We start from the raw sequence: 12,113 nt of genomic DNA, 5'->3' as shown, positions 1-12,113 counted from the left end.
TTTGGGGTTGAACTGACTCCAAAGTGGGTTTACATGGTTTACATGGTTTACACAATTCATGGTTAACATTGATTTATTTATCTGATAATCAATTAATTATGTATTTTTATCGTAAAAAAGTGTAAACCCACTTTTTCCATAAATATTACCGGCTAAATTTCAATTTATAGGTAACACAACACCAGGGGTGGTCAATTTGATTTATGATACACCCGCTTTTTATTTTAATGAACCTCTATCTGTTGAGGCTGGCTGGCCACTACTTCCGGCTGCTCTTTAAACATTTCAAAAGTGCCGGTCACGCAAACCTGCTTGCCTTTGATATGCGGCAGATCCAACGTTGTTTTGCCCTTTACTGCAACGGTATATTTCTGATGCGGATAAGCCCCGCCCAGGTTTAACAGGGTGAGGGTATCACTTACCATTTTCATGGAGTAAACGGTATCGCAAAGGGTACCGGTTTTACCCAGGTTGTTTTTAAATTCAGTGGCGTTAAACGCATGCTGCGCATTTGCCGCTCCGGCAAACATAAACAGCAAAGCAGCAGAGCTTAATATCTTTTTCATGAGCATTATCTGTTCGATGGTTTTATTCCTGTAATTATAATTTAAAGCATCGAAGTTATGGCATAAGTCATAACATATTTACAAATATCCCGCTTGTATTAAGCGCCGGGCTTGCCGTCCTTGTTCTTACCACCCTCTTTATCTGCCCGGGGAGCGATCCCATCTTCAAAGTTTAGCGTATAGGCTGATTCTGATGCACGGCTCGCCGCCTCTAAAGCGCTGATATTAGGTTCATCGGCATCGAGCAGTTGGTTGCCGGTATCAATTCCTTCGCCCTGTTCAAACTCATTGCCGGGATCTTTATCTTCCTGAGCGTCGTCGAGGTTGGGGTTTTCTGGGTTTGCCATAATTTTGTGGGTTTAATAACTATACAACGATAAACAGGCCCGGATGTTTGTTTGGCTGTATGTGGGTAATGGGTGATCATCAACATAAAGCACTCCCGGGCAAAAGCATTGCCCGGGAGAGAGTTTATAAATCTCAACCGACTACAGAAATGGAGATAGCGACTAAAACCATACCTGATGGTGTAACATCCTGATTAATAGCAACCGAATAGGGTGGCACGAAAGTAAGGTTACTCCAGTTATACGTAGCCGGAGCAGTTTGATTGCCACCTGAGTTGTACGAGTTATCAACATAGACCGACATAACATTCGCTTGTTCGGAATTAAGAATGTTTATATTTCCTTGTAAAGCCGCACCGATATAGCCCGAGCTGCCGGGACCATTATCAACATAACATTGCCAACATGCACCTGCAAATTGCTGTACTCCATAAGCCTCAAGAGTTTTTGTTGTCAGCGGAAAAACATTATTGCCTCCAAAACTGGTCTCAGTACCGATCAGGGAATTAAGCGTCAGATTAAGCGTAAATTCCTGGTTTGTAAAGTTTTGTATGGTAACAATTACCTCAGCTGCAAACTGTGATAGAGTGGAATTATCATTAGCGACCAGGTTTTGGTAGGTGAGCGGTAAGCTCCAGCCGTTCATTCCCTTGAAAAAACTGAGTGGATCGACCCCATTATCCCAAATCACACCCAGCATTTGCTGATTAACAGTTGTTGAATATATATTCTGTGTACCATCAGGGTTTTCCTCCTCTACAAATGAGCCATCGTTTTGCCATCCTGCGGGGCTAATCAGGCTGCCATAATTAGCATGCATAGTTGCAGTGTTTTTAAACCCTGTGTTTAATGGCAGCAGCGTTTGCAGTACACCAATGGTATAACCGGAAAGCATTTGATTGGCCTGCATGGGTGTCATGGTTGATGGCCAATAAAGCGACGACATGGTTCCGATGCTACGGGTCATATCATAAGCCGCCTGGAGCTTGTCCCAATCGGCCAAGATAATTGCTTCTATCTGGCCCAATGCCGAACCAGTTGCCTCAAATTCACTCAAAAGCTCTTCCTCCATTCCCAAAACCGTCATCTCATAGTTATATATATTCTGCATAGCTTTATTAAATACCGCCGCGTATTTGGCCATTTGCGAATTTGCCTTTGTTTGTGATCGCCCTTGCAGTCCATTTTGAGTTGTCGAAACCCCCGTTGACATTAAATTGGCGATACAGGGCAGCCCATTCTTTACAAATTTGGCTCCCATTGAAAGCTCTTTGCCCGCTTCCGGATCGCCAACAAGACTTCCGGCCACATTCAGGGCGGTATAAGTCAGACCCTCTACCAGATCTGTTATCCAACCTCTTTTTTTCTTTACTTGCGGCGGTATTGGTGTCTTTAATTTATTGGGCAGAGCACAGCCCGTTATCAATTCAGAAAGTGTCATGGCCTGCGCCTGGCTCAATGACAGGAGGAGCGTGGTAACCTGCTGAAAAAGCAGCTGAACAGCGGTAACTGCTGTTATTTCTTTATTAAGCTGTCTTGTTACAATAATCCAGTCTCCAATTTGTTCTTCGGTTGGTTGTGGCGTGCTGCCGGTTAACGCGCCACCGTTTACAAGAGAAATAAGGCTTAAATTCATCTGTAACTGGTAGTTACTTAAAGGCGCCGCCAGGTTGGCGTACTGCGCACGGATACCGTTGGGCAAACCAAGCTCCGCACAGATGGCCGTGTAAGCAGTTTCCTCCTTTTTGTTCCAGGCAGGATAAGATACAGGCGGTTGCGCGAGTGTTGTTTGTAAAACCATCCCCGGCGAAAAGTCCCAAAGCTGCAGATTGGTTTTAGGATCATTGCTTAAGGCTGTTGTAATTACGCCGGATGGCGCCGAAGCCGCAGATGCAGCAAGCGCCTGCCCATTGTATTGATTAACGATAAGGCCTTCGGGAGTAACAGCCCAAAGCTGGAAGGGCTGAGCCCCGGGTTGACGCGGATAGGCAACCACATTATTCGAATATACTGGATTTTGAACGGTACCGCCAGATCCTAACTCCAGCGACAGCACTATATCCGGGTCGATATCGCTAACTATATAACCAGGAAATTGAAACTGCCACATTGATAAGGCCGGATTGCCCGACTGCTGATTAACCACAGCTGCAAAGTTTCCCGAGGCAGGCTTGGCAGGCAACGAAAGAAACAGGCCCGCTACTTCATCTGCTCCCCCAACATTACGAATAGTAGTACTCTCGCCAAATGGCATTGCGTGAGGAAGTACAAACCATAGTTGGTTGGTTGTATCATTAGCTGTCGCTGCAGGCGCCAACGTTACAATGTTACTAATTTGTGTATTTGGTATGCCTGGAGCCCAGAGCACCTGGTTTTGCCCCAAATTTTGAAGAACGCCACAAAGCACATTACCCCTGTGACCCTCTATAGCCAATTCCTGGGAATAACCCCAAAACCATTGCTGATCTGCCGAACCTGACTGTAATGGAGCAAGCGACACGTCGCCCCCGGCTGTAGCGCCTGTGAGCACCAGGTTTGGGTTTGTGGCGCTTACAATAGTACCATTAAGTGTTTTACGCCATAACTGGTTTATTGCTGCCTGCCCCTGAGGCAACATATAACCGCCCAACGGCGTTTTCAAACCAACACCCCAATCATTAAGTACTGTAAGTAAATAGGGAGTTTGCGCCCCCGGAGCAGCCAATGCGGTTTGAATGGTAAACCATAATCCCGAAGGCTCCGGTATATAGGGTATGGTGTTCCATACAACGTTTGGTGCAATACTCTGGAACCCATTTGTAATAACCTGAGTACCTGGTGCCGCGTTTTCTCCACCTTTTACATTTAAAAACCACACATTGCCCGAAGTACCAATACCGAGCATCCCATTGCTTAGCCTGTACCACTGCTGCCAGGATTGACTGGACTGGACTGGTTGTATGGTTACCAGTTGATCGCCCCCGCTAACTGCGGTTAATGCCATGGAGCGATCAAGCGCGCTGATGATAACGCCCTGGGCATTAATTTGCCAAAGCTGATTAAGCGCGCCAGGCTGCAAAGGCTCAATAACCACTCCCGTGTTGGCATTGGCCACTGTACTGGAAATAGTCAAAACAAAAGGAAGATCATCCCCCCCACCAGCGGTCATTTCTGTTTGCAGATAAAACCATTCGCCAATAGGTATGCTCTGCGCCGAAAGGGTGTACCAGGTTTCATTATTGCCATTGGTTTGTTCCCAGGTAATAGCAATGCTTCCATTACCCTGATCAACATTCAAATACAGGGTTCCTATATCCCCGCCCATATTTACCGATAATTGATTATTGCTATAAGTCCATTGCTGCGCCGCTGAGCCTGATGGCGCTATCAGGGTAACCGGACTGGTGTCTTTGTTGCTGGTACTTGTTGAGTTTAATACCAGTTGGTAATTGGGAGATGAGAGACTAGCTGAAGCAATAGTGCCATCGGCATTAAATATCCAGAGCTGCGATTGCGCGCCGGGTTGCCACTGTTTAATTAGCGCTCCCGGAGTATTACCCGAAGCATCAGTAGTCAGCATATAAGGATTGGCCTGGCTGTTAACAGCCCCGCTTAAACCCGTTTGGATATAAAATTGATTATTAGGTGGCTGTTGTACAACCACCGGCTGCACAGCCCAAAGCTGCTCTGATTGGCCGCCGACGGCCGTTGTGGTTAATTGAGGCGAGGGAGGGCCTCCAATCTTATAAACAATCTGCGAATCAGGTGCGGTAATAGCCTCATTCGTGGAGTTATTCACTATGGTATAAGCGCCTGGAGTACCCGCTACTGTCCAGTATTGAGTTGGGTCGCTGTCATTCCTGTTACAAAGAATTACATTCGCCCCACTAACACCCAGCACCATTTGCGGATACGCGGAGCACAAGATCATCCCCTTAGGGGTGAGCATCCAGGAGCTGTTCCAAGAAGTCCCGCTATAACCTAAGGGCCATAATACGATAAGTGCGCCATTACCCGGCGATGCGCCTGCTATATCGATTGCATTGTTTGCAAAAATGGGACTTGCCGCCGATACAAAATATAGCGGCATATTGTACACAGGCGCTATGCCAATAGGATTGGTAAAATCGGGTGTATTTGAAATACTCATAATTTATCGGTTTTAGGTTTGTTTAACCGAATTTAATCATTATCCAATTAATATTTAATTATAATATTGAATGATAATTAATAAAATATATTAACAGTTGTTAATTTCATAAACCATTAATTAACCACATTCCATGAAGCATCTGCTGCTTCGCCGGGTTTTCTGCTTTCGCGCTTAAAATGTATTTTTGCCGGGTATGCCAATCCGTAACAAACTTTACTTCGCTTCTGATTTTCACTTGGGCGCCGGCGGTTATGCCGAAAGCCGTAAACGCGAAGACCGGATAGTGCGCTGGCTGGATAGCATTAAAGCCGATGCCGCCGAACTGTTTTTAATGGGCGATGTATTTGATTTTTGGTTTGAATATAAAACGGTAGTGCCTAAAGGCTATACCCGTTTTTTAGGCAAACTGGCCGAGCTCACCGATGCCGGCATAAAGCTTTACCTTTTTAAAGGCAACCATGATATGTGGATGTTTGATTATTTTGAAAAGGAATTTGGGGCCATTATCATCAGCAATGAATTGAAGATAGAACGGAATGGCAAAAAGTTTTTCCTGCATCATGGCGACGGGCTCGGACCAGGTGACAGCTTTTATAAAGTGCTAAAGAATTTTTTCAGGAGTGGCTTTTGTCAATGGCTTTTTGCCCGCATACACCCAAACCTGGGGGTTGGTATAGCCAATTATTGGTCGACCAACAGCCGCATCAGCAATCAGAAAAAAGAAAACCCGAAACCCGGCGAACAGGAATGGCTGGTTACTTTTTGCCGCGAAGAACTGCAAACCAATTTTTACGATTATCTTATTTTCGGTCACCGGCACCTGCCGCTGGATATACAGCTAAACCCCAACAGCCGCTACATTAACCTGGGCGAATGGGTAAATTACAACACCTACGCCGAATTTGACGGAACTACGCTGACCTTGAAAAAATTTGAGTAGAAAGTGGTGATTGGCGAATAGTGAATGGTGAGTTTGACTTGCCATTCCACATATTTTCATTGCATAGCGGTTTTGGCTCACTACTCACCACTCCCTATTCACCACTCACTCCTCACCGTACAATACTTACAATATGCTGAATTATATATGCCTGAAAATATGTATTTTTGTGCGCTTTTTGCAGTATGTCTGTAACCCGATCGAAAACATAAAGAACTTTCCTGGCCGGACCATCATTAACTGCAGTATGGCAATAGATATTGAGGATAATATATGTTAGAGAAATTAGAGCTGATATTTCAACGCTGGAAAAACGTAGAAGGCGAATTGAGCAATCCGGAAGTAATGTCGGATATGAAACGCTTTGCCCAGCTGAATAAGGAATATAAAGACCTTGCCAAAATTGTTGATGAGTATAACATTTACCGCAACATCATGAGCAATATTGATACTAATAAAGAGATACTGGCTACGGAAAAAGACGAAGAATTTCGTGAAATGGCCAAATCAGAACTGGATGAGCTATTAACTCAGCAGGAAGAAATGGAAGAAACCATTCGCCTGATGCTGATCCCTAAAGATCCCGAAGACAGCAAGAATGCTATGGTCGAGATCCGCGGTGGTACGGGTGGTGATGAAGCAGCCCTGTTTGCCGGCGACCTTTACCGCATGTATATACGCTATTGCGAAAAACGCGGGTGGAAAACCGAATTGGTTGATTATACCGAAGGCACAAGCGGCGGCTATAAAGAGATTGTGTTCAACATAAATGCCGAAGATGCTTACGGCAACTTTAAATATGAATCGGGTGTTCACCGTGTGCAACGTGTACCAGATACCGAAACCCAGGGCAGGGTACATACTTCTGCCGCTTCGGTTGTGGTATTACCCGAGGTTGATGAATTTGACATCGATCTACAGGTAAGCGATATCCGCAAGGACCTTTTCTGCGCATCGGGACCAGGCGGCCAGTCGGTAAATACTACTTATTCTGCCGTTAGGTTAACCCATATCCCTACCGGCATTGTGGCCCAATGCCAGGATCAAAAATCGCAGTTAAAAAATTACGACAAGGCTTTGCAGGTATTACGTTCACGTGTTTATGAAATGGAATTGCAAAAACACCTGGAAGAAACCTCTAAAAAGCGTAAAACCATGGTTTCTACCGGTGATCGTTCTGCCAAGGTTCGTACCTATAACTATCCGCAGGGTCGTTTAACCGAGCACCGCATCGGACTTACCATATACAACCTGCCCGGCGTAATGAATGGCGACCTACAGGAAATAATGGAAGCCTTACAATTTGCCGAAAATGCTGAAAAGCTAAAAGAAGGAACAGTAGTTTAAAAGACGCCTTATCCGGTTTTTCGAGGTCGGAGGCAGGTCTTTTGATAATATATAAAATGCCATAAGCAACATGCTTATGGCATTTTTAATTTACAGGCAACCTATTCCATCTAACCAACTGTAATCCAATTGTTAAAAAATGTGAAAACTGTCGCGATGCGATAATTACAATCCCTTTTTCATCTTATTTTCATATAAGGGGGCTACTTTAGTTTTTGTACAGCGGTGATGTAGCGCTTTTACCAACACATGCGTATTGCTTTTAGCGCTTCATAACACTGTTTATTTTTTTGACAATAACTAAATTTTATTTATGCTGGCAGTAAAAACTTTAACCAATAATTTAACCACTTACAGGCGTAGTTTACGCTTAATGGGTGATAAATTTGAAATTAGTGTAGTTGGGAACGATCCTCTACTGGCCGATGAACAAATTGATATTGCCATCAACGAAATTAACCGCGTTGAAAAGTTACTGTCGGCTTTTAGCGAAGACAGTCATATTAACCAGATCAACCGCAATGCAGGTATTGAACCGGTGAAAGCGAATGCTGAAATTTTCAGACTGATTGACAGGGCGCTTCAAATATCAGAACTTACACATGGAGCCTTTGATATTACTTACTTTACCGGCACCGGTTATACCGGTGATGATGCCGCGCTTGCCGAAAATGCCGACGTTAAAATAGCCCCTTCGCCGGTGATGCTTACCAATTATAAGAACGTAGTGGTTGATGCCGCTAAACAAACCGTTTTTTTAAAGGAAAAAGGCATGCGCATTGGTTTTGGCGCCAACAGTAAAGGCTACGCTGCCGACCGCGCCAAATACATTTTGCAAATGAACGGCGTAAGCAGTGGTGTTATCAATGCGGGCGGCGATTTGCTGACCTGGGGTACTCAAGCCAATCAAAAACCGTGGACTGTTGCTGCTGCCGATCCTGAACAAAGAAAACAACCATTTGCTCATCTGGATATCAGCAATATGGCTTTTGCCACATCGGTTAATGCCGAAAAATATGCCAGCATCAGCAACAAAAAATTTGTAAGCGTAATGGCTGCAAAAAAGGGGTTCCCGGTAAGCGAGATCACCAGTGTAAGCATCATCAGCCCAACAGCCGAACTATCTGATGCCATGGCTTCGCCATTGATCAACATTGGTGTTAACGCGGGCTTATACCTGATCAACCAACTAAACCAAATTGCCTGTATTATTATTGACGACCAAAACCGTATTTATACGTCAAAGGATGTTAGTATCTGATACAAGCATTTATATATAAACATATCATAATTATTCTGGCAAACCTGCAGCTTCGTTACCCATCTACTTGGGCGTTTTGTATACAAAATACCGGAGCAGATGGTATTTTTATTAACAGTATCCCTCCCCTTGGATTTAACTGTTTAAATTGACCGATATTTGAAAATAATTTTAAGTTTTTCTTCCCCTCAATGATAAAGTGGTTTGCGTATATTGTCCTGGTATTGATATTTGCACCATGTTTATTGTTTGCCGGCGCTAAAAACAGTCTGTCAGACCCCGTTTATAGCAAAATCGTAACCATTCAGCACAATAAAATTCTGGCGGATACGATATTGGCAAAAAACGCGAAGGATGAAAAAAATAAAATTAAAGAGGTAGCAAAACCAAAAAAGCAGGCTAAGCCAACAAAGGTTGATGATTCAGGGGAACCCGTGACCTCTAAACCCAAACCCAAAAGACAACGCCGGCCCGAGGGCATGGAACGCCCGCCGGAGATACCCCGAAGAAATGGCAATTAACAGGTTAATAAAAAACTTACCAATTATTGATGAAGTACCTTTGCTTACTTTTTTTTATTGCCGGCTGCAATGCCCTATACGCTGCAGGTATTGATCGGAGCTTTCTGACTACAGGTCACAGCTATCGGCTTACTGCCGATACCGACACTATTGTCAGAAAAAGATCGGTTTCTGTAGGTGTAAGTTATGGCAGTGATGCTTTATTTTTCGGCCGTACCGGCCCTATCAAATATCCCTTTGTTACCGGCGATGCTATATATAACAGTAAATCGGGCGTGTTTGTATACGGTTCGGTACTCAAAGTATTGGGTTATGCACCCGTTGATGAGGTTGATGTAGGTGGTGGCTACTTTTACAAATTTTCAAAAGCGTTTTCGGGTGCTGCCAGCTATACCCGGTTCATATTTAATAAAAATGCCAATGTGATCAAGTCGGCATCATCCAATGATATAAACCTTAAAAACGCTTACGACTGGCATATTCTAAAAACAACCGTTGTTCTGGATTATCTGTTCGGAAAATCGAACGACTTTTTTACCACTATCAGCAATTCAAAATACTTTGAAAGCAGCTGGAGCATTTTTGACGATAAAGATTATCTGTCCTTCAACCCGTCATTCAACATGATCCTGGGTACACAGAACTTTGTGCAGCGGTACGAAGTTGATCATAACTATCAGCACGTATTACCGCCGGATGTATTGGAACACCTCAATCTTAGTGCTGCCCGCCGCAACAGGATCTTCAATATGCTTAATTATAGCTTTAAAGTGCCTGTTGCCTATAACCGGCCACATTACACACTGGAAGCGTCCTGGCGCTATTCGATGCCGGTTAACGTGGAGGGAACTCTTGAAAACAGGCGGGAATCATTTTTTAACTTTACATTTTACTACCTTTTTTATTAACGGCGTATGAATGTATTGATCATTGAGGATGAACGCGCGCTTGCACAGGAACTGGAAATATTTTTGACCAATTATAACTACATCTGCGATGTGTGTTTTGACGGCACATCGGCTTCCGAAAAAATCGCCGTTAACCTGTATGATTTTATCCTGATAGATCTCGGTCTGCCAGATTATGATGGCCTGGACCTGTTAAAAGAGGCAAAAAAGATAGATTCCGAAGCTGCCTGTATTATACTTACCGCCCGTGCCGAAATTAACGACCGCATTAAAGGACTTGATCTGGGGGCCGACGATTATTTGCCAAAACCATTTTCTTTGCTCGAGCTTCAAAGTCGCATGCAGGCCATTATACGCCGCAAGTTTGGAGTAAAAAACAACACGATTGAACTGGGAGAGTTTCTGATCGATCTGACCAATCGTACTATATCGCATGGTAGCAGCGTTGTAAACACAATTACCAAAAAGGAATTTGACCTGATAGCCTATTTAATTTTACATAAAAACAGAACCTTAACCCGTATGCAGTTAAGCGAACATATATGGGGCAGCGTGGTAAATAATGATTACGACTCCAACTATATTGACGCCCACATTAAAAATATACGGAAAAAGTTAAACACCTTCGCCTCGCCCGATTGGCTGGAAACAGTACGGGGACTGGGTTATAAAATAAAGATCAACGCTTAATTATTGAGACTCAGAACAAAACTTACACTTTTTAATGCCATATCAAAACTGGTGATCGTAGTACTGTTTGTATTGCTGGTACCCGTATTGATCAAAAATATAAGCAGTAATTATGTCGACAGTAAACTCATCAAACAAAAAAACAAGCTGCTGCAAATAGTAAAAAGCCATGGTATTGAAACCTATATCGAAAACGGTGAGGCCTACGGTAGTTATTTGCCCCTTAAGGAGGAATTCATTAGTTTGGATGAGGTGGACCCCCATTACTTTTTAGATACCATTAAGCTGGGTAAACGCTTGTTTAGCGAGGGTGATACACTGGAGTACCGGATACTAAGCCATACATTTAAGGTCAAGAACAAGAATTACCTGCTGGAAATAGGCAAGAGTGTTGATACACTTGATGAAACCAGTATCCCATTGCAAAATATCGCTTTCCAGGTATTGCTGGGCATGATATTGCTCACCATTCTAGCCGATCAGTTTTACTCCAACTATGTGCTCAAACCTTTGCGGCTCATTATTAAAACCAAGCTTGTTGGTCAAAAGTTTCCTAATTTTAACTCCTACCGTAAGGTACGCACCACCACTACCGACTTTGAATACCTGGATATCAGTATCCATAAAATGATGGAGACCATTGCTGATAAGTTCCAGAAAGAGCGTGAGTTTATTTCCAATGCCTCACATGAGTTGATGACCCCGATATCCATCCTGCAATCGAAGATCGAGAATATGTTTGAGGAGGAGGATATCAGCGATGATCTGAAGGTTCGTTTGATCGAGATGCAGAAAATACTTAACCGCTTAAAAAGCATTACCAAAACGTTGTTACTGATATCGCAAATTGAAAACGAACAATTTTTAAAAGAAGATAAGGTTCCGGCTGCTGAATTACTCCAGGATGTGTATGACGAGATTTCCATACGCCTGCAAGACAAAAACATCGGTTACAGCATCGACATCCCTGAAAATTGGGATTTGGTGAATGTTAATAAATTCCTGCTGTTCAATTTATTTTTCAACCTCATCAACAATGCTATCAAATACAATAACGAGGGCGGCTATATCAAAGTAACCGGGATGGCCGGGCACAATAACTTTATCATCAGCATAGCCGATAACGGTATTGGAATCGACGCTGAAGCCATCCCTTTTATATTTAACCGCTTTAAAAAATTCAGACAATCACTTCAGCAGGATAGCTTTGGTTTAGGTTTGCCCATTGTTAAATCAATAGCTACTTTTCATGATATTGACATGGAAGTAATTTCCGTTAAAGATATCGGCAGCACCTTTAAACTCATATTTCCGGCTACCCTCATTGTGGTTCATTAAACACACCTCTGGCGATTATTTTGTATCGACAATTTTACATTACTTGTACTAAAAATAAGCCAT

The 12,113-nt window shown here is 43.4% G+C and carries 10 protein-coding genes; 7 read left to right on the top strand and 3 right to left on the bottom strand.

Annotation, left to right across the window (positions count from 1 at the left end):
• Positions 1-224: 224 nt before the first annotated feature.
• From BLR84_RS23685 to BLR84_RS23675, 3 genes are all read right to left on the bottom strand, one after another.
• Positions 225-566 (bottom strand): hypothetical protein, encoded by a 342-nt coding sequence (locus tag BLR84_RS23685; RefSeq protein ID WP_143013983.1) that lies wholly within the window; start codon positions 564-566, stop codon positions 225-227.
• Between the two features lie 98 nt (positions 567-664).
• Complete coding sequence (locus tag BLR84_RS23680; RefSeq protein ID WP_090472740.1) at positions 665-913, bottom strand: hypothetical protein; 249 nt, start codon at positions 911-913, stop codon at positions 665-667.
• Between the two features lie 133 nt (positions 914-1,046).
• The gene (locus tag BLR84_RS23675; RefSeq protein WP_090472739.1) at positions 1,047-5,042 is read right to left on the bottom strand and encodes a hypothetical protein; all 3,996 of its coding nucleotides are present in this window, start codon (positions 5,040-5,042) and stop codon (positions 1,047-1,049) included.
• A 196-nt stretch (positions 5,043-5,238) separates the two neighbouring features.
• Between BLR84_RS23675 and BLR84_RS23670 the strand changes: the two genes are divergently transcribed.
• From BLR84_RS23670 to BLR84_RS23640, 7 genes are all read left to right on the top strand, one after another.
• Positions 5,239-5,985 carry a UDP-2,3-diacylglucosamine diphosphatase gene (locus tag BLR84_RS23670; protein WP_090472738.1) on the top strand — a complete coding sequence of 249 codons (747 nt, stop codon included), beginning with the start codon at positions 5,239-5,241 and terminating at the stop codon, positions 5,983-5,985.
• 273 nt (positions 5,986-6,258) lie between these two features.
• Positions 6,259-7,332, top strand: a complete 1,074-nt coding sequence (gene prfA / locus BLR84_RS23665) for a peptide chain release factor 1 (RefSeq protein WP_090472737.1) — start codon at positions 6,259-6,261, stop codon at positions 7,330-7,332.
• Positions 7,333-7,645: 313 nt separating this feature from the next.
• A complete protein-coding gene (locus BLR84_RS23660; protein WP_090472736.1) occupies positions 7,646-8,593 on the top strand; it encodes an FAD:protein FMN transferase in 948 nt (315 codons plus the stop codon).
• A 191-nt stretch (positions 8,594-8,784) separates the two neighbouring features.
• Positions 8,785-9,114 carry a hypothetical protein gene (locus BLR84_RS23655; protein WP_090472735.1) on the top strand — a complete coding sequence of 110 codons (330 nt, stop codon included), beginning with the start codon at positions 8,785-8,787 and terminating at the stop codon, positions 9,112-9,114.
• A gap of 29 nt (positions 9,115-9,143) precedes the next feature.
• Entirely contained in the window at positions 9,144-10,022 is an 879-nt protein-coding gene (locus BLR84_RS23650; RefSeq protein ID WP_090472734.1) for a hypothetical protein, read from the top strand.
• A gap of 6 nt (positions 10,023-10,028) precedes the next feature.
• On the top strand, positions 10,029-10,712 hold the full coding sequence (locus tag BLR84_RS23645; RefSeq protein WP_090472733.1) for a response regulator transcription factor: 684 nt from the start codon (positions 10,029-10,031) through the stop codon (positions 10,710-10,712).
• Between the two features lie 3 nt (positions 10,713-10,715).
• A complete protein-coding gene (locus BLR84_RS23640; RefSeq protein WP_090472732.1) occupies positions 10,716-12,050 on the top strand; it encodes a sensor histidine kinase in 1,335 nt (444 codons plus the stop codon).
• The last annotated feature ends 63 nt before the right edge of the window (positions 12,051-12,113 follow it).

The organism is Mucilaginibacter sp. OK268 (genome assembly GCF_900103125.1).
Taxonomy (GTDB): Bacteria; Bacteroidota; Bacteroidia; order Sphingobacteriales; family Sphingobacteriaceae; genus Mucilaginibacter.
The sequence above is the reverse complement of the archived record's forward strand: the minus strand, read 5'-3'. Positions and strand labels throughout refer to the sequence as shown.

Bases quoted from the DNA above. Each gene is read 5' to 3' on its own strand.
- prfA (WP_090472737.1), top strand. From the start codon at position 6,259: ATGTTAGAGAAATTAGAGCTGATATTTCAACGCTGGAAAAACGTAGAA.
- BLR84_RS23650 (WP_090472734.1), top strand. From the start codon at position 9,144: ATGAAGTACCTTTGCTTACTTTTTTTTATTGCCGGCTGCAATGCCCTA.
- BLR84_RS23670 (WP_090472738.1), top strand. From the start codon at position 5,239: ATGCCAATCCGTAACAAACTTTACTTCGCTTCTGATTTTCACTTGGGC.
- BLR84_RS23660 (WP_090472736.1), top strand. From the start codon at position 7,646: ATGCTGGCAGTAAAAACTTTAACCAATAATTTAACCACTTACAGGCGT.
- BLR84_RS23655 (WP_090472735.1), top strand. From the start codon at position 8,785: ATGATAAAGTGGTTTGCGTATATTGTCCTGGTATTGATATTTGCACCA.
- BLR84_RS23685 (WP_143013983.1), bottom strand. From the start codon at position 566: ATGAAAAAGATATTAAGCTCTGCTGCTTTGCTGTTTATGTTTGCCGGA.
- BLR84_RS23675 (WP_090472739.1), bottom strand. From the start codon at position 5,042: ATGAGTATTTCAAATACACCCGATTTTACCAATCCTATTGGCATAGCG.
- BLR84_RS23645 (WP_090472733.1), top strand. From the start codon at position 10,029: ATGAATGTATTGATCATTGAGGATGAACGCGCGCTTGCACAGGAACTG.
- BLR84_RS23680 (WP_090472740.1), bottom strand. From the start codon at position 913: ATGGCAAACCCAGAAAACCCCAACCTCGACGACGCTCAGGAAGATAAA.